This window comes from Pseudonocardia sp. TMWB2A (assembly GCF_017312135.1).
In genome coordinates, this window is sequence record NZ_QKQY01000002.1 from 1,046,184 (window position 1) to 1,063,261 (window position 17,078).

Sequence of the window (17,078 nt, forward strand, 5' to 3'; positions counted from 1 at the left end):
GGGGTCACTTGCGGCCCTCCTCGAGCTCGTGGGAGTCGGCGGTGTCCTCGGGCTCGGCGTCGGTCTCGTCCGCGGTGCCCTCCTCCATCGCGCCCTTGGGCTTCTGCCGGTCGGCGATGCGGCGGTCCTCCACGTCGTCCTGCACCTCGTCGTGCCCGACGAGCACCCAGGAGCGGTAGCCCAGCGCCAGCAGCAGCGTGGTCAGGGCGAAGGTGATGACGATGGCGGTCAGCGCCAGCGCCTGCGGGAGCGGGTCGGCGATCTGCTCGGGCAGCACCGCGTCGAGGATCGGGGCGCGGCCGGGCGGGCCGCCGGAGACCTGCAGCAGCAGGTTCGCGCCGTGCCCGAGCACCACGATGCCGATCAGGATGCGCATCAGCGACCGCTGCATCAGCAGGTAGAACCCGACCGAGTACAGCACCGCGAGCACGATCGCCATGCTCAGGTTGATCGTGGTGTTCATCCGCGGCCACCTCCGCCCGGGACGTCCTCGCCGGCCTCGCGGGCGTCGCGAGCGATGCCGGAGCCGAGCGAGCGCAGCAGGTCGAGCACCACGCCGATGATCAGCAGGTAGACGCCGACGTCGAGCAGCAGGCTGCTCACGATGTCGAGGTAGCCGAACGGGCCGAAGGTGATCGTCCACTTGACCGAGGCGAGCACGGGGTCGCCCCAGGCCACCGGGGCCAGTGCGGTGAGCACCGCGACGATCAGCCCGGTGCCGACGAGCACGGGCGGGCGGATCCGGAACCGGGAGCCCAGGTTGTCGTCGCCGCCCGCGATGTGGCGCAGCACGAACGCGAGCCCGGCGACCAGGCCGCCGGAGAACCCGCCGCCGGGGCCGTAGTGGCCCTCCAGCAGCAGGAACACCGAGAACACCAGCACCACGGGGAACAGCAGCCGGGCCGCGGCCTCCAGCACGAGGGTCCGCTCGCGGACGTCCGGGCAGGTGCCGGGGAGCATCCACCGCCCGCTGGGCTGGTCCATCCGGGCCCAGCTCTCGGCGTCCCCCGGCGGGGGTGCGGGCTTCTCCTGCGAGGCCGTCATCCGAGCACCTCCTTCTCGTGCTTCGGCGACCCCGAGCCGCTGCGCACGACCTTGCCGCCCTTCCTCTTGTCGTAACGGGTCGCGAGCACCAGGCTCGCGGTGCCGGACGCACAGATCAGCAGCACGGTGATCTCACCGACCGTGTCGAGCGCGCGGAAGTCCACCAGGATCGCGCTGATCAGGTTGGTCGCGCCGGCCTCCGGCGCGCCGGCGATGAACGGCCCGGTGGTCGCCGGCGGCAGCGTGCGGGCCCCGGAGAGCACCACGGCCATCCCCGCGACGAGCAGGCCGCCGACCGCGGCGACCGCGGCCTTGGGGGCGCGGACGCGGCGCTCGCTGTCCGGCTCGTCGAAGTGGGCGGGCAGGCGTCGCAGCACGAAGACGAACGCCACCAGGGTGAGCGTCTCGACCAGGAACTGGGCGAGCGCCAGGTCGGGGGCACCGTCGATGACGAACAGGCCGCCGATGCCGTAGCCGACGGCGCCGACCAGCAGCACCGCGGTGAACCTGCGGTGCGCCAGGCACAGCGCGATCGCCGCGACGATCACCATCAGCCCGACCGGGACCTGCATGATCGAGTGGTAGGGCGCCTGGTCGGTCGGGAACGTGCCGGTCACGGCGAGGACCGGGCCGGGCAGCGCGATCAGCGTCGCGAGGATGCAGCCGAGGTAGACCGGCAGCGAGCCGATCTGCAGCCGGCCGGTGACCGTGATCGCCGAGCGCTCCAGCCCGGTCACGACGGCCTCGTACCCCCGCTGGGCGGACACGTGCGGCACCGAGAGGTGCCCGGTCAGGGTCTGCCCGTAGCGGTGCAGGAGGAGCCCGCCAGCCAGCGCGACGCCGGTGAACAGCAGCGGCAGCCCCGGGGTGTGCCACAGGGCCAGCTCGTAGCGGGCGGCGTAGGCGTCGCCGAGCGGAGGCAGCGACGCGGCGTAGGAGGCGGCGAGCTGCTGGACCAGCGGCGCGGCGAACCCGGCCGCGATCCCGGTCAGCGCGCACAGCCACGCCGGGCCGGACAGACCGAGCGGGACCGGGTCGCCGCCGGTGGGGTGCAGCCCCTTGGTGGAGAACGCGCCCCACAGGAACCGTGCGGTGTAGGCGACGGTCAGCAGCGAGCCCGCGACCAGGCCGATCGCCGCGATCCAGCCGCGGACGCCGCCCTCGAGCACGAACGCCTCGAAAGCGGCCTCCTTGCCGACGAAGCCGAGCATCGGCGGGAGCCCCGCCATCGACAGCCCGGCGAGCGTGGCGACGACGGCCAGCCCGCGCCGGCGGCGCCCGAGCCCGCACAGCTCCCGCAGGTCACGGGTGCCGCAGGCCTTGTCGATCGCCCCGACCACCATGAACAGGGGCGCCTTGAACAGGCCGTGCGCCAGCAGCATCGCGATGCCGGCGAGCCCGGCCACCCGCGAGCCGGACCCGAACAGCACCATGAGGAACCCGAGCTGGGAGACGGTGCCGAAGGCCAGCAGCCGCTTGAGGTCGGTCTGGCGCATCGCGCGCCAGCCGCCCAGCACCATCGTCGCGAGGCCGAGCACCATGACCGGCGCCCACCACACGGGGTGCACCGAGAACGCGGGCCCGAGCCGCGCGACGAGCACGACCCCGGCCTTCACCATCGAGGCCGCGTGCAGGTACGCCGAGATCGGCGTCGGGGCGGCCATCGCGTAGGGCAGCCAGGGGTGGAACGGCAGCTGCGCGGACTTGGTCAGCGCGCCCAGCAGGATCAGCACGAGCGACACCGACAGCGCGACCGGGCTGTCGGGGGCGAGCGTGCCGGAGGTCGCGGCCGCGGTGATCTCCGGGATCGAGTACGTGCCGGCCAGCTGGCCCAGCAGCACGATCCCCAGCAGCATCGCCAGCCCGCCGAACACGGTCACGACGAGCGCCTGGACCGCGGCGCGGCGGTTCTCCCGGTACTGGCCGCCCTGCCCGACGAGCAGGAACGACGTCAGCGACGTCAGCTCCCAGAACACGTAGAGGGTCAGCAGGTCGTCGGCCAGGACCAGGCCGAGCATCATCCCGGCGAAGGCGACCAGCAGCGCCGCGGAGCGGGCCGCGTCGGTGGAGCGCGGCCCGAAGTACCAGGCCGCGTAGATCATGATCAGCGCTCCGACGCCGGAGACGAGCACGATCATCGCGATCGCGAGCGCGTCCATCCGCAGGCTCAGCGTCAGCCCCAGCTCGGGCGCCCACTCGATGCGGTCGGTCACCCCGCCGGAGAGCGCGGTCGAGGCCTGCGTCATCGCCCACACGAGCGTGGCGGCGAGCAGGGCGGCGCCGGCGCCGAACGCCAGCCGCCGGTGGTACCGGGCGAGCGCGGGCAGGCACAGCGCCAGGACGAGATGGGCGGCCACGACGGCGAGCACCGACACCTCCTGGAGTCACGGGGTCGTTCGGACCAGCGGTTCCGCTCACGTCACGGCCGGACCCGGGGAGCGCCGGAAGAGGCCGCCGCACGATCACCGGAAGGGACGCGGCGACGACGCCGGGGTCATCCTATCGGCGCAACCGGACGTTTCGCCCGTGACCGTACCGAGGCTCACGCCGGGAGCGGTTTGGCGAAGCACCGGGAGCGGGGGTCGTTCCGGTACGCACCGAAGTTGCTGGTCCGACGGTATCCGCTGGTCTCGTACAGCGCGATCGCAGCGGGCTGGCCGTCACCCGTCTCGAGGATCATGCGACGACGCCCGGCGGCGGCCGCCGCACGCTCCAGCGCGACGAGCACCGCCCGGGCGTGTCCCCGCCCGCGGGCGGCGGGCTCGACGTACATCCGCTTCAGCTCGGCGTCGCCGTCGCGGCGCGCCGGGTCGGCCGGGTCGGCGTCGACGGCGCGCCACGCCCCGGTCGCGACGGGGACGCCGTCGTCGTAGCCGACCAGGAACAACCCGGACGGGGTCCGGAAGTCGGCCGGGTCGACGGGGGTGGCGTCGCCGTCGCCGTAGACCTCGCCGTAGAACGCCTGCAGCCGCCGCATCAGCGGCATCACGTCCGGATGGTCGAGCCCCGCCACCCGCAGTTCGAGTTCCCCCACGTCCTCATGATCGGTCCCAGGTGACCGGCAGCGCGCGCAGCCCTCCGGTGAGCACGTCCGAGCGCAGCTCCAGCTCGGTGCGCGGCACCGCCAGGCGCAGCGACGGGAACCGGGCGGGCAGCGCGCGGAACACCTCGGTCAGCTCGACCCGGGCCAGGCTCGCGCCCACGCAGAAGTACGGCCCGTGCCCGAACGCGAGGTGCGTCGGCTTGCGGTCGGCGTCGAACTCCGCGGCCCCGTCGAAGTGGCGCGGGTCCCGGTTCGCCGCGCCCGGGGCGAGCAGGATCGCGTCGCCCGCCGGGATGTGCACCCCTGCGATGTCGACGTCGGCGTGGGCGTAGCGCGGGATGCCGCCGTTGCCCCCGCTGGGCACGGCCAGCCGCAGGACCTCCTCGACCGCCCCCGCGGCGCGCTCCGGGTCCGCGGCGAGCGCCGCCCACTCCCCCGGGCGGTCCAGCAGCAGGACGGTGCCGGTGTCGATCCGCCCGACCGTGGTCTCGTGCCCGGCGAACAGCAGCCCGGCACCGAGACGGGCGAGGCCGTCGCGCTGTGCGGGCTCCGAGCCGAGCGCGGCGAAGTCGGACAGGACGTCCTCCCCCGGCTCGTCGTCCTTGCGGTCGATCAGGCCGCGGACGTAGGCGAACAGCGCCTGCGCGGCGGCCTCGGCACGGGGCCGGTCGTGGAGCAGCCCGAGTTCACCGGACCAGCGCCGGAACTCCTCGCGGTCGTCGTAGGGGACGCCGAGCAGCTCGCAGATGACCAGCACCGGCAGCGGGAAGGAGAACAGCTCGTGCAGGTCGGCGCCGGGACCGGCGGCCTCGACGACGTCGAGCTGCCGGGCCACCAGCTCCGCGACGTGCCCGGAGAGCCTGCGCATCCGGCGCGCGGAGAACGCGGGCGCGAGCAGCTTGCGCATGAGGGTGTGGTTCGCGCGCTCGGTCTCCGGTGAGTCGCCGCTCGGCCCGCCGAAGATCATCGAGTCGGAGATGCGCGCGGCCCGCTCCGGCTCGGGGTGGCTGCGGCCGAGCCGGTCGTCGGCGAACAGGGCGCGGGCCTCGTCGTAGCCGGTGACCAGCCACGCGACGTCGCCGGCCGGGGTCCGGACCGGGGTGATCGGGGACCGCTCCCGCAGCCGGGCGAACAGCGGCGGGAGCTCGAGGACGTCGTGGCGCGGGAACGGGAGGCGCGGCAGGTCCGTGGCGTCGGGACCGGTGGTGGTGGTCACCCGTCCGACGGTACGAGCGACGGCCGGTGGCCGCCTCCGTCCCGGGGTGGACATCGGGTCGATCCTCGGCCGGTGGCGTGATCCGCACCGCGCGCGGTGATCCGCCGTCCGAGCGTGCCCGGACGTGCGCGCGGAGCGGATCAGCGCGCGAACAGCGATCAACCGATCGTCGGCGCACGTGAGACGGGTGGCCGATGCGGCGACGCACCGGAGTGTGACCGCGGGTCAGGCCACCGCCGGCTGCTCCGCCGCGACCGGCGCCACCCGGCGCGCCCCCACCCACACCAGGCCCAGGCACACCGCCTGCACCGCGGCGACGACGAGCAGCAGCACCGGGTACCCCGTGACCCCCGTCAGGGCCGAGAGCAGCATCGGCAGCAGGAACCCGACGTAGGTCAGCGAGTAGAACACCGCGGTCAGCCCGGCCAGGTGCTCCGGCGCGGCGATCCGCTGGACCTCCTGCAGCCCGGACAGCAACACGAACCCGTAGCCGGCGCCGAGCAGCGCGGCCGCGACGACGGCGGCCGGGACGCTGGGCAGGCCCGCCGCGAGGGCGGCGACGAGCGTCCCCGCGACGACGAGTGCGAGCCCGACCCGGGTCGCGGCCAGCGGCGAGCGGGCGTCCACGAGACGCGCGGCGGACTGGGCCAGGACCCCGCAGCCGAGCGCGACGGCGGTCAGCAGTGTCGCGACGAGCAGCCCCCACCCCTCGGTGATCCCGTCGAGCGTGGTCGGCAGCACGGCGTAGGCGAGCGCGGCCGCCCCGAACACCCACGGCGCGGCGGGCAGCACCAGCCACACGAACCGCGGGTGCGCGACGGCGGGGACGCGCAGGTCCTTCAGCCAGGACCGGGAACGGCCCGGCTCGACCGTCTCCGGCGCGGCGAGCAGCCACCAGGTGACCGGCACCGTCAGGACGATGTGCACCAGGTAGGGCAGCTCCATCGGCAGCGGCGCGAACTGCGCGAGCAGCCCGGCGACGAGCGGGCCGAGCCCGAACCCGGCGGTGAGCGCGAGCGCGGCGCGCCGGGCGCCCTGTCCGGGCCCGGACAGCTCCTTGACCCACGTCGTCGCCACCGCCATCGCGACGCCGACGCACACGCCGAACAGCAGACGGCCGGCGAAGAGCAGTGCCTCGGAGAACGCGCCGAGGGCGAGGACGGCGCTGGCCGGGATCGACGCGGCCGTCGCGGGCAGCAGCACCCGGCGGCGGCCCCAGCGGTCCGACGCGGGCCCGCCGACGAGCAGGCCCGGGGCGAGACCGAGCACGTAGACGCCGAAGAACGCGGCGACCACGGTCGCCGAGTAGTGCCCCTGCTCGCGGTACATGACCATCAGCGGGCTGAACTGGTTGGCGCCGTAGCCGACGCCGAACAGCACGGCGGCCGGCCGCATCCACGGCTTCACGATCGGTCTCCTCCTCGGAACGCGACGACGCCCCCGGGAACCGGTCCCGGGGGCGTCGTCGTCGACGGTGGTGGTGCGGCCTAGGCCGCGGCCTTGGCCCGCTGACGCCAGCGGGTGAGCGTCCGCTCGGTGTAGCCGTTGGGCTCGGTCGCCCCGCTGAACACCAGCTCCAGCGCGGCCTGGAACGACTCGCTGGACTCCAGATCCTTCGCCATCGCGGGGTAGCCGTCCTCGCCGGCGTTCTGCTCGTCGACCACGGCGGCCATCCGGGCGAAGGTGTCGCGCACCGTCCCCTCGTCGACGACGCCGTGCTGGAGCCAGTTCGCGACCAGCTGCGCGGAGATCCGCAGGGTGGCGCGGTCCTCCATCAGCCCGACGCCCTCCAGGTCCGGCACGGTGGAGCAGCCGATGCCCATGCCGACCCAGCGCACCACGTAGCCGAGGATCGACTGGGCGTTGGTCTCCAGCTCGTGGGTCACGTCCTGCGCCGACAGCGACGACGCGTCGGTCACCGGGACCTCGAGCAGCTTGCGACGGTCGGCGGTGGTGCGGGAGGCGATCTCGTCCTGCACCCCGTGCACGTCGACGCGCAGGTAGTGCAGCGCGTGCAGGGTCGCGGCGGTCGGCGACGGCACCCAGGCGCAGTTCGCGCCGGCCTTCGGGTGGCCGATCTTCTGCTCGATCATCTCGGCCATCGCGGCGGGCTTGGCCCACATGCCCTTGCCGACCTGCGCGGAGTGCGCGAACCCGGCGGCGAGCGCGACGTCGACGTTGCGGTCCTCGTAGGTCGTGAGCCACGTCGTCGTCTTCATGTCGCCCTTGCGCAGGACCGGGCCCGCGGTGAAGCAGGTGTGGATCTCGTCGCCGGTCCGGTCGAGGAAGCCGGTGTTGACGAAGATGACCCGGTTCGCGGCCTCGGCGATGCAGGCGGAGAGGTTGACCGTGGTCCGCTTCTCCTCGTCCATGATGCCGATCTTGAGGGTGTTCGCCTGCAGCCCGAGGGCCTCCTCGACGGCGCCGAACAGCTCGACGGTGAGCGCGACCTCCTCGGGCCCGTGCTGCTTGGGCTTGACGATGTAGACGCTGCCCGCGCGGGAGTTGGTGTGCGGGCCCTTCCCCTGCAGGTCGTAGAGCCCGGCGACGGCCGAGACGAGCGCGTCGAGCACGCCCTCGGCGACCTCGGTGCCGTCGGCGGTGCGCACCGCGTTGGTCGTCATGTGGTGGCCGCAGTTGCGGACCAGCATCAGCGAGCGCCCGGGCAGGGTGAGGTCGGAGCCGTCGGGCGCGGTGTACTCGCGGTCCGGGTTGACCCGGCGGGTGACGGTCTTCCCGCCCTTGCGGAACTCGGCGGTCAGGTCGCCGCGCAGCAGCCCGAGCCAGGTGCGGTAGGCCAGCGCCTTGTCCTCGCCGTCCACGGTCGCGACGGAGTCCTCGAGGTCGACGATCGTGGTGACCGCGGACTCGAGCACGACGTCGGCGACGTCGGCGTGGTGCTGGGTGCCGACCTGGGTGGTCGGGTCGATCGTGATCTCCAGGTGCAGCCCGTTACGGGTCAGCAGGACCGCGCCGCGGCCGTCGCCGTCGACCGGGCGGAACCCGGCGAACTGCGCGGTGTCGGCGAGCCCGACCGTGCCGTTCGAGGTGGTGTCGACGACGAGCCCATCGGTCGAGGCCCGGTAGGCGGTGGCGTCGGCGTGGCTGCCCTTCGCGAGCGGGAACAGCTCGTCGAGCAGCTCGTCGGCGGCGGTGATCACCTGCGCGCCGCGGCGCTCGTCGTAGCCCTTCGCGAGCTCGCCGTCCTGCGGGAGCGCGTCGGTGCCGTAGAAGGCGTCGAACAGCGAGCCCCAGCGGGCGTTGGCGGCGTTGAGCGCGTAGCGCGGGACGGTGGAGGGCACGACCAGCTGCGGGCCGGGGACCTCGGCGATCTCCGGGTCGACCCGGTCCACGCCGATGGTCGGCGACTGCTCGGGGAGCAGGTAGCCGAGGTCGGTGAGGAACTTCTCGTACTCCTCGACCGACCCGACCCCGTGCTCGCGGTGCCACTCGTCGATGCGCGACTGGATCTCGTCGCGACGGGCCAGTGCGTCGGCGATCCTCGGGGCGAAGCGCTCCTGGAGCCTGGCCAGGGTCGCCCAGAAGTCGTCCGCCGTGAGGTCGACGTCGGACAGGAGCTCGCCCTCGACGAAGGACTTCAGGTGCTCCTCGACCTGCAGGCCGGCGGTGTCGGCCATCTGTGACCACCCTCTCTGCGTGGATGACGGGACTGGTCGTATTTCTACCAGTGGATTATCTTTTCCGCATCACGGAAGTGGTGGCGGTCCCCCTCCGTTCGCAGAGCGCGGACCGTCACGGGGTCGACGTACCCTCCCGTGAGCCCCGCCACGCGCAGCAAGGGAGTGCAGCGATGCCTCTGGCCCGCTCCATCCACGACGAGTTCGTCGCCCTCCTGGGCGCGGCGGACGTGCTCGACGACCCGGTCCGTACCCGCACCTACGAGTGCGACGGCCTGACCGGCAGCCGGGTCGTCCCCGAGCTGGTCCTGCTGCCCCGCACCGCCGACGACGTCGCCGGCTGCGTGCGGATCTGCGCCCGGCACCGGATCCCGTTCGTCGCCCGTGGCGCCGGGACCGGCCTGTCCGGCGGCGCGCTGCCGGTGGCCGAGGGCGTCGTCATCGGGCTGAACCGGCTCAACCGGGTGCTCGAGGTCGACCCGGAGAACCGGCGCGCGGTGCTGGAGCCGGGCGTCACGAACCTGGAGATCACCGCGGCCGCGTCGCCGTACGGGCTCTACTACGCCCCGGACCCGTCGAGCCAGCAGGTGTGCACGATCGGCGGCAACGTCGCGGAGAACTCCGGCGGCGCGCACTGCCTCAAGTACGGCTTCACCACCAACCACGTGCTGTCGATGGAGGTCGTGCTCCCCGACGGCGAGGTGGTCACCCTCGGCTCGGACACGATGGAGCAGTCCGGGCCCGACCTGCGCGGGGTGTTCCTCGGCTCCGAGGGCACGCTCGGCATCGTCACGAAGGTCACCGTCCGGCTGCTGCGCACCCCCGAGGTCATGCGGACGCTGCTGGCGGACTTCCCGTCGGTGTCGGCGGGCGGCCGGGTCGTCTCCGACATCGTCGCGGCCGGGATCGTGCCCGCCGCGGTCGAGATGATGGACGCGCTGGCCATCGAGGCCGCCGAGGGCGCCACCGGCGCCGGCTACTCCCTCGACACCCCGGCCGCGCTCGTCGTCGAGCTGGACGGGACCGTCGAGGAGTGCGAGGAGCAGTTCGCGCTGGTCAAGGAGATCTGCGACCGGCACGGCTGCACCCGGCTCCACATCGCGGGCTCCCCCGAGGAGCGCGCGAACATCTGGCGGGGCCGCAAGGCCGCGTTCGCCGCGGTCGGCCGGATCTCGCCGGACTACATCGTCCAGGACGGCGTGGTCCCCCGGACCCGGCTCGCCGAGATCCTCGAGCGGATCGACGAGATGGGCTCCGAGGCCGGGCTGCGCGTCGCGAACGTCTTCCACGCCGGCGACGGCAACCTGCACCCGCTGGTCCTGTTCTCCGCCGCCGAGGGCCAGACCGAGCAGGCCGAGCACCTGTCGGCGCAGATCGCGGAGCTGTGCGTCGAGATGGGCGGCTCGCTGTCGGGCGAGCACGGCATCGGCACCGACAAGGCCTGCTCGATGCCGCGGATGTTCGGCGAGGACGACCTGGCCGTCATGCGCCGCATCCGCGACGGCTTCGACCCCGACCACATCTGCAACCCCGGCAAGCTCCTGCCCACCCCCCGGCTGTGCGGCGAGAAGCCGGGGCTCTACCGGCCGCACCCGCTGGAGGAGGCGGGCCTGATCGAACGGCTGTGACCCGTCCGGCCGACCTGTCCGACCGACCCGTACGAGACCCGGAAGGGCCCGACGACATGACACGCGCTGCTCCCACCACGCTGCGCCCCACCTCGGCGAAGGAGGTCCGGGACGCCGTCCTGGACACCCCCGGCCGCCTCGCGATCACCGGCGCCGGCACCGCCACCGGCTGGGCCGGACGACCCGCCGACGACGTCGCCGCGACGCTCGACCTCTCCGCGCTGTCCGGGGTGATCCACCACAACCCGGGCGACATGACCGTCTCGGTGCACGCCGGGACCCCGGTCCGCGCGCTGCAGGAGCAGCTGGCCGAGCACGGTCAGCGCCTCGCGTTCGACGCCGCCCGGATCGCCCGCGGCGCCACGGTCGGCGGGCTGCTCGCCACCGCCGACGCCGGCCCGTCCGCCCTGGTCTGGGGCGGTCTGCGGGACCTGGTCATCGGCACCACCTCGGTACTCGCCGACGGCACGATGGTCCGCTCCGGCGGGCACGTCATCAAGAACGTCGCCGGCTACGACATGGCCAAGCTGATGCACGGCTCCTACGGCACCTTCGGCCCGCTGGTCGAGGTCGTCCTGCGGCTGCACCCGGTCCCGAAGGCCGTCGCCTGCGTGAGCGTCGACGGCCCGGTGGCCGAGGCCGCGTCGCGGGTGCTGGAGCTGATGGCCAGCCCGCTGGAGCCGATCGCCGTCGAGTGGGTCTCCGGTGACCCGGGACGCCTGCTGGTCCGGTTGGAGGGCGGCGCGGAGACCCTGCCCGCGCGGGTCGCGCGGCTGCGCGAGCTGCTCGGCGCCGACGCCCGGGAGGCGGGCGCGGACGTGTGGGACGTCCACACGTCGCTGACCGACGGCCCGCACGCCGGCGGTGACGGCGACGGGCCCGCCCTCGACGGCGCCGTCGTCCGGATCGGGTGCGCCCCGACCCGGCTGGCGCCGCTGGTGGAGCAGCTGCCCGCCACCGCCGTCACGGCCGGCCTCGCGACCGGCGTCGCGACCGTCACCGTGCCGGGGGCCGCCGTCGCGGAGGTGCACGACGCCGTCGCCGCGGTCGGTGGCACCAGCGTGCTGCGTGACCGGCCCGAGGCCCTCGACGCCCCCGCGTGGGGCCCCGCACCGTCCGCACTCGCCCTGCTCAGGGCCGTCAAGACGCAGCTCGACCCCGAGGCCCGGTTCGCCGCCGGTCGCTTCGCCCCCTGGATGTGAGGCACGCATGACGAGCACCCACGAGCCCGCAGGCACCCCGACCGGGGCGGCCGAGACCAAGATCCCCCAGCAGGGCCCGAGCGCGTTCGACGACGTCCACCCGCCGCAGCGCGAGCTGCTCGACGACTGCGTCCACTGCGGCTTCTGCCTGCCGACCTGCCCCACCTACGTGCTGTGGGGCGAGGAGATGGACTCCCCGCGCGGCCGGATCCTGCTGATGGACCTGGCCGAGAAGGGCGACATCGGCCTCGACGGGCCGTTCACCGAGCACATGGACAACTGCCTGGGCTGCATGGCGTGCGTGACCGCCTGCCCGTCCGGGGTGCAGTACGACAAGCTGCTGGAGTCGGTGCGCCCGCAGATCGAGCGCAACGTGCCCCGCAGCGCGTCGGACAAGCTGTTCCGCGACGCGATCTTCGCGCTGTTCCCCTACAAGCGACGGCTGCGGGCGGCCGCCCTGCCCGGCGCGCTGTACCAGCAGCTGCGGAAGGTCCCCGCGATCCGGAGGCTCGCCGAGAAGCTGCCCGGTCAGCTCGCGGCGATGGAGTCGCTGCTGCCGCCGGTCTCGGTGCGCGAGGCGTTCGCGACGCTCCCGGTGCACACCCCCGCGGTCGGCACCCGCCGGGCCCGGGTCGCGCTGCTCACCGGCTGCGTGCAGGACGTGTTCTTCCACCGGGTCAACGAGGCCACCGTGCGGGTGCTCGCCGCCGAGGGCTGCGACGTGCTCGTCCCCCGCGACCAGCAGTGCTGCGGCGCGCTGGAGGTGCACGCCGGGCGCGAGGAGTCCGCGCTGGACCGGGCCCGGCGCACCATCGCCCGCTTCGAGACCCTCGACGTCGACGCGGTGGTCACCAACGTCGCGGGCTGCGGCTCGTCGATGAAGGACTACGGCCACCTGCTCGCCGACGACCCCGCCTGGGCCGACCGCGCGGCGCGCTTCTCCGCCCGCTGCCGCGACGTGCACGAGGTCCTGGCCGAGCTGTACTCCCGGGAGGACGACGGCGGCCCCCGCGCCCCGCGCACCCCGGTCACCGGCCGCGTCGCCTACCACGACGCCTGTCACCTCGGGCACGCCCAGGGCGTCCGCAACCAGCCCCGCGAGGTGCTCCGGACGATCCCCGAGCTGGAGCTCGTCGACATCGCCGAGGCGTCGCTGTGCTGCGGCTCGGCCGGCATCTACAACATGGTGAAGCCGGACGCGGCCGCCGACCTGGGCGTGCGGAAGGCGGAGAAGATCCGCGACGCGAAGCCGGACGTCGTGGTCACCGCGAACCCGGGCTGCCTGCTGCAGATCGGCAAGTACCTGCCGAACGAGGACTTCGCCGACGTGCCGCTGCTGCACCCGGTGCAGCTGCTGGACGCGAGCATCCGCGGGGCGGCGGTGCCGCAGCGCTGACCCCCGCCCCCGTTCAGGAGGGGCGCCGCCGGGTACGGCCCACCGGGCGCCGGTGCGACCGGCGCCATGCCGTGGCGCCGGCCGTCCGGGTACGTCCGGGCGTCCCGCCGGCCGGGACCGGGACCCCGGGGTCGGACACGGCGGGGTCGGACGGCTCGTCCGGCCGCCGGTGCAGCGCCCGCAGCTCCGCACGCAACGCGACGATGTCCCACTTGCGGGCGGTGTGCTCCCGCTCGAGCTGCTCCAGCCGCCGGTGGGCCAGCACGAGCAGCACACCGGCGGCGATCCACCCCGCCAGGGCGGCCCACGCCACCACCGCCACCAGCCCCGACACGCCCGCTCCGTCCACTCGTCCCACCTGCTCGGCACTCACCGTAGCGAGCACCCGGGTGTCCGACGGCGTGCCGGGTGAGCCACCGCACACGTCTCCGGCGCACGTCACGTCGGTACCCTGGGTGTGCAGGCACCGCCGCCCCGCGCTCCCTCCCGGGCCCGGCTGGTGGCCCGCACCGGATGCGGCCCGCGCGGGTGGACCCCGGCCCCGGCGGGTACGGGTCCCGGCGGTGCGCCCCGCCCGAGACCGTGAGGAGGCCGGAGATGCAGCAGGCCGTCGGTAACGATCCGACCACCGCGAGCGATGGACCGGCCGTGGAGGAGACGACCGTGCACCCCGAGAAGACCCCGTCGCCCGATGCGCGCCACTTCCCGCAGACCCTGGTCGCGATGGACCCGCCCACCCTCCCGGCGGCCCACCTGACCCCGCCGCCCGCGGAGTTCCGGCAGTTCCCGGCCCCGCAGCGGTCCGTGCCCGGTCACCCGACCCTGCGCAGCCGGCTGCGCCGGGTCCTGCTGTTCTGGCGGCGCGGCGCCTGACCCCGATCCCGGCCGACGGCCCGGTCCCCCTCCGGGGACCGGGCCGTCGCCGTATGTCGGGTGTCTCAGTAGCGGGAGAAATGGACCCAACCGGCGGCGCCGTCGTAGGGACGGCCGTCGACCGTGACGCCCGGCCCGTCGGCGTCGGGCGCCTCGACGGCCCCGACCTCGGTCCACCCCTCGGGCAGCGGCGCGTCCCCGGGGAAGGTCGCCGCCAGCGCGTGGTCCTCACCGCCGGTCAGGACCCAGCGCAGCGGGTCCAGGCCCAGCGCGGACGCGATCTCCGCCATCCGCGGGGCCACCGTGAACGCCCGCGACCGCAGCCGCAGCGCCACCCCCGAGGCCCGCGCGACGTGTGCCAGGTCGGCCAGCAGGCCGTCCGAGACGTCGATCATGGACGTGGCGCCGGCGTCGGCGGCCTGCGGACCGGCGGAGTAGGGCGGTTCCGGGACCCGGTGCGCGTCGACCAGGGCCGCCGGGGAGCGGAACCCGCGCCCGAGCACCGCCAGCCCGGCCGCGGACCAGCCCAGCCGCCCGCAGACCGCGACCCGGTCTCCCGCCCGCGCACCGGAGCGCAGCACCGGGGCCCGGCCCTGCAGGTCCCCCAGCGCCGTCACCGAGACGACGATCACCGGCGCCGAGGTCAGGTCGCCCCCGACGAGCCCGGCACCGGTCGAGCGGGCCTCGGCCCACAGCCCGTCGGCCAGCTGCTCCAGCTGGGCCGCGGGCGTCGACGAGGGGCAGGCCAGCCCCACCAGCAGCGACGTCGGCACCGCCCCCATCGCGGCGATGTCGGCCAGGTTCGCGGCGGCCGCCTTGCGCCCGACCTGCTCGGGGCTCGACCAGTCGAGCCGGAAGTGCACGCCCTCGACGAGCACGTCGGTGCAGGCGACGACCCGCCCGTCAGCGGCGGTGACGACGGCCGAGTCGTCCCCGGGCCCGAGCTCCGTCGTAGCCGGTTGGACACGGTCCGTGGTGACCCGGTCGATCAGTGCGAACTCACCGACCTCCCGGAGTGAGACACCGGTCTCGGAACCGCCCTCGGGCGTGATCGCGGATGGGGACACGGGGGCGGCCTCCGGTAGGTTCTGCGTCCGACATTCCTGCCGCCAACCATCCGGCAGGTCGGCAGTTACCGGAAAGGGGCACGCCGTGGTGCAGGCATACATCCTCGTCCAGACCGAGGTCGGCAAGGCCGCCTCCGTCGCCTCCGAGATCGGGGGTCTGCCGGGCGTCGTCTCGGCCGAGGACGTCACCGGCCCGTACGACGTGATCGTGCGTGCCGAGGCGGACGACGTCGACGAGCTCGGCCGGCTGGTCGTGGCCCGGGTGCAGAACGTCAACGGGATCACCCGGACGCTCACCTGCCCCGTGGTCAAGCTCAGCTGAGACGGGCGGAGACGTGGCAGGGGCACGCGTGTCACCACCGGTCGTGGTGGCGATCGCGCTGCCCCTGCTGCTCGCCCTCGTCGTGGCGGGGCTCGCGGTCTGGGCCCGCCTGACGACGGGGCCGGACACCGGCCCCCTGGAGCTGCCCGCGCAGGCCGCACCGCAGGCGTCGTCGACGTCGTGCGACGCGGTGCTGCGCGCGCTGGGGGCGGGCATCCCCGGCGACACCGGGGACCTCGCGCCGCGCGAGATCGACCCGCCGGTCCCCGGCGCGCGGGCGTGGGTCGCCGAGCCGGAGCCGGTGGTGCTGCGCTGCGGCACCGAACGGCCGGCCGAGCTGGGGCCGACCTCGCCGCTGATCGTGGTCAACGGGGTGAGCTGGCTGCCGCTGGCGACCCCGCAGGGCGCGCTCGCGACGACCTACGCCGTCGTCGACCGCGGGGTGTACCTGGAGCTGTCCGCGCCCGCGGAGACCGGTCCGGGGCCGCTGCAGGCGGTGTCCGACGCGGTCGTCGACACCCTCCCGCCGCAGCCGGTGCGGGTCCGGTAGCTACCGCAGCCCGGTCCCGCGGGCCAGCGCGGTGTCGACCATCGTGCTGAGCAGCTCGGAGTAGTCGAGCCCGGTGACCGCCCACATCTTCGGGAACGCCGAGCTCGGGGTGAACCCGGGCATGGTGTTGACCTCGTTGACGGTGATGTCGCCGTCGTCGGTGACGAAGAAGTCGACCCGGGCCAGGCCCTGCACGTCGAGCGCGCGGAACGCGGTGATCGCCTTCCAGCGCAGCGACTCGGTGATCTCGTCGTCGAGCTTGGCGGGGATCTGCAGCTCGGAGGTGTCGAGGTACTTGGACTCGAAGTCGTAGAACTCGCCGTTGTAGCGCAGCTCGGCGGGCAGGCTGGCGCGGACGCTGCCGTCGGGGAACTCCAGCACCGCACACTCGATCTCGCGGCCGGGCACGGCGGCCTCGACGAGCACCTTCGGGTCGTGCCGGCGGGCCTCGGCGACGGCGGCGTCGAGCGCGGCCGGGTCGGTGACCCGGGTGACGCCCATCGAGGACCCGGCGCGGGCCGGCTTCACGAACAGCGGCAGCCCGAGCCGGTCGCGGTCGGCGAACCCGATGTCGGTGCCGGGGCGGAGCACGACGCCGTCGGCGACGTTCAGGCCCTCGGCGCGCAGCAGCTTCTTCGCGAACTCCTTGTCCATGCCGACCGCGGAGGCCAGCACGCCGGCTCCGACGTAGGGCAGCCCGGCCATCTCCAGCAGACCCTGGATGGTGCCGTCCTCGCCGAAGGCGCCGTGCAGGATCGGGAAGACGACGTCGACCGAGGTCAGCGCCTCGCGCGCGTCGAGGCGGACCAGGCCGCGGCCCGGCTCGCCGGGCAGCACCAGGGCCTCGGCGGTCCCGTCGACCTCGGGCAGCTCGCGACCGGAGATCGCCAGCCGGGCGGGGTCGGACGGGCCGACCACCCACGCGCCGTCCGGGGTGATCCCGACCGGGACCGCCTCGAACCGCTCCGGGTCGAGGTGGGTCAGCACGCTGCCCGCGGACACGCACGAGATCGCGTGCTCGGAACTGCGGCCGCCGAAGACGACGGCGATCTTCACCCGGTCGGCACTCATGGGGCCCGAGGGTAGGCGGCGGCTCCGC

16 protein-coding genes are annotated in these 17,078 nt (G+C 74.3%); 6 read left to right on the plus strand and 10 right to left on the minus strand.

Annotation, left to right across the window (positions count from 1 at the left end; translation table 11 throughout):
* Positions 1 to 4: 4 nt before the first annotated feature.
* From DMP17_RS19365 to DMP17_RS19395, 7 genes are all read right to left on the minus strand, one after another.
* Positions 5 to 463, minus strand: coding sequence for a Na(+)/H(+) antiporter subunit C (locus DMP17_RS19365; RefSeq protein ID WP_020622059.1), 459 nt, complete (start codon positions 461 to 463; stop codon positions 5 to 7).
* Complete coding sequence (locus DMP17_RS19370; protein ID WP_226355701.1) at positions 460 to 1,044, minus strand: MnhB domain-containing protein; 585 nt, start codon at positions 1,042 to 1,044, stop codon at positions 460 to 462. Before DMP17_RS19370 ends, DMP17_RS19365 begins: the two co-directional genes overlap by 4 nt.
* A complete protein-coding gene (mbhE, locus tag DMP17_RS19375) occupies positions 1,041 to 3,413 on the minus strand; it encodes a hydrogen gas-evolving membrane-bound hydrogenase subunit E (RefSeq protein ID WP_226355700.1) in 2,373 nt (790 codons plus the stop codon). The genes DMP17_RS19370 and mbhE overlap by 4 nt, the downstream gene beginning before the upstream one ends.
* Before the next feature lie 173 nt (positions 3,414 to 3,586).
* The gene (locus DMP17_RS19380) at positions 3,587 to 4,030 is read right to left on the minus strand and encodes a GNAT family N-acetyltransferase (protein WP_226356674.1); all 444 of its coding nucleotides are present in this window, start codon (positions 4,028 to 4,030) and stop codon (positions 3,587 to 3,589) included.
* 52 nt (positions 4,031 to 4,082) lie between these two features.
* Entirely contained in the window at positions 4,083 to 5,303 is a 1,221-nt protein-coding gene (locus DMP17_RS19385) for a cytochrome P450 (protein ID WP_226355699.1), read from the minus strand.
* Between the two features lie 225 nt (positions 5,304 to 5,528).
* Complete coding sequence (locus tag DMP17_RS19390) at positions 5,529 to 6,710, minus strand: MFS transporter (protein ID WP_337830238.1); 1,182 nt, start codon at positions 6,708 to 6,710, stop codon at positions 5,529 to 5,531.
* Between the two features lie 80 nt (positions 6,711 to 6,790).
* Complete coding sequence (locus DMP17_RS19395; RefSeq protein WP_337830239.1) at positions 6,791 to 8,941, minus strand: malate synthase G; 2,151 nt, start codon at positions 8,939 to 8,941, stop codon at positions 6,791 to 6,793.
* A gap of 173 nt (positions 8,942 to 9,114) precedes the next feature.
* Between DMP17_RS19395 and DMP17_RS19400 the strand changes: the two genes are divergently transcribed.
* From DMP17_RS19400 to DMP17_RS19410, 3 genes are read left to right on the plus strand one after another with little or no spacing between them, the layout of a single operon-like run.
* Entirely contained in the window at positions 9,115 to 10,569 is a 1,455-nt protein-coding gene (locus DMP17_RS19400) for an FAD-binding oxidoreductase (protein ID WP_337830240.1), read from the plus strand.
* A 56-nt stretch (positions 10,570 to 10,625) separates the two neighbouring features.
* Positions 10,626 to 11,771 carry an FAD-binding oxidoreductase gene (locus DMP17_RS19405; RefSeq protein ID WP_337830241.1) on the plus strand — a complete coding sequence of 382 codons (1,146 nt, stop codon included), beginning with the start codon at positions 10,626 to 10,628 and terminating at the stop codon, positions 11,769 to 11,771.
* Positions 11,772 to 11,778: 7 nt separating this feature from the next.
* Positions 11,779 to 13,167, plus strand: coding sequence for a (Fe-S)-binding protein (locus tag DMP17_RS19410; protein WP_337830242.1), 1,389 nt, complete (start codon positions 11,779 to 11,781; stop codon positions 13,165 to 13,167).
* Between the two features lie 13 nt (positions 13,168 to 13,180).
* Here the strand turns inward: DMP17_RS19410 and DMP17_RS19415 are convergent, their stop codons facing one another.
* Positions 13,181 to 13,516: a hypothetical protein gene (locus DMP17_RS19415; RefSeq protein WP_337830243.1), complete on the minus strand. Its 336-nt coding sequence runs from the start codon at positions 13,514 to 13,516 to the stop codon at positions 13,181 to 13,183.
* Positions 13,517 to 13,764: 248 nt separating this feature from the next.
* Here DMP17_RS19415 and DMP17_RS19420 point away from each other — a divergent pair, with 248 nt between their 5' ends.
* Positions 13,765 to 14,040, plus strand: coding sequence for a hypothetical protein (locus DMP17_RS19420; protein WP_226355692.1), 276 nt, complete (start codon positions 13,765 to 13,767; stop codon positions 14,038 to 14,040).
* A gap of 65 nt (positions 14,041 to 14,105) precedes the next feature.
* On the opposite strand, the gene DMP17_RS19425 is transcribed toward DMP17_RS19420, so the two are convergent.
* Positions 14,106 to 15,092: a thiamine-phosphate kinase gene (locus DMP17_RS19425; protein ID WP_226356673.1), complete on the minus strand. Its 987-nt coding sequence runs from the start codon at positions 15,090 to 15,092 to the stop codon at positions 14,106 to 14,108.
* Between the two features lie 100 nt (positions 15,093 to 15,192).
* Between DMP17_RS19425 and DMP17_RS19430 the strand changes: the two genes are divergently transcribed.
* Together DMP17_RS19430 and DMP17_RS19435 are read left to right on the plus strand one after the other, a co-directional pair.
* The gene (locus tag DMP17_RS19430; RefSeq protein WP_020627802.1) at positions 15,193 to 15,429 is read left to right on the plus strand and encodes an Lrp/AsnC family transcriptional regulator; all 237 of its coding nucleotides are present in this window, start codon (positions 15,193 to 15,195) and stop codon (positions 15,427 to 15,429) included.
* Positions 15,430 to 15,457: 28 nt separating this feature from the next.
* Positions 15,458 to 15,979 carry a DUF3515 domain-containing protein gene (locus DMP17_RS19435; protein ID WP_226366013.1) on the plus strand — a complete coding sequence of 174 codons (522 nt, stop codon included), beginning with the start codon at positions 15,458 to 15,460 and terminating at the stop codon, positions 15,977 to 15,979.
* Here the strand turns inward: DMP17_RS19435 and DMP17_RS19440 are convergent, their stop codons facing one another.
* Positions 15,980 to 17,050, minus strand: coding sequence for a D-alanine--D-alanine ligase family protein (locus tag DMP17_RS19440; protein WP_337830244.1), 1,071 nt, complete (start codon positions 17,048 to 17,050; stop codon positions 15,980 to 15,982).
* Positions 17,051 to 17,078: the final 28 nt, after the last annotated feature.

Bases quoted from the DNA above. Each gene is read 5' to 3' on its own strand.
- DMP17_RS19365 (WP_020622059.1), bottom strand. From the start codon at position 463: ATGAACACCACGATCAACCTGAGCATGGCGATCGTGCTCGCGGTGCTG.
- DMP17_RS19370 (WP_226355701.1), bottom strand. From the start codon at position 1,044: ATGACGGCCTCGCAGGAGAAGCCCGCACCCCCGCCGGGGGACGCCGAG.
- DMP17_RS19380 (WP_226356674.1), bottom strand. From the start codon at position 4,030: ATGCCGCTGATGCGGCGGCTGCAGGCGTTCTACGGCGAGGTCTACGGC.
- DMP17_RS19395 (WP_337830239.1), bottom strand. From the start codon at position 8,941: ATGGCCGACACCGCCGGCCTGCAGGTCGAGGAGCACCTGAAGTCCTTC.
- DMP17_RS19400 (WP_337830240.1), top strand. From the start codon at position 9,115: ATGCCTCTGGCCCGCTCCATCCACGACGAGTTCGTCGCCCTCCTGGGC.
- DMP17_RS19405 (WP_337830241.1), top strand. From the start codon at position 10,626: ATGACACGCGCTGCTCCCACCACGCTGCGCCCCACCTCGGCGAAGGAG.
- DMP17_RS19410 (WP_337830242.1), top strand. From the start codon at position 11,779: ATGACGAGCACCCACGAGCCCGCAGGCACCCCGACCGGGGCGGCCGAG.
- DMP17_RS19420 (WP_226355692.1), top strand. From the start codon at position 13,765: ATGCAGCAGGCCGTCGGTAACGATCCGACCACCGCGAGCGATGGACCG.
- DMP17_RS19440 (WP_337830244.1), bottom strand. From the start codon at position 17,050: ATGAGTGCCGACCGGGTGAAGATCGCCGTCGTCTTCGGCGGCCGCAGT.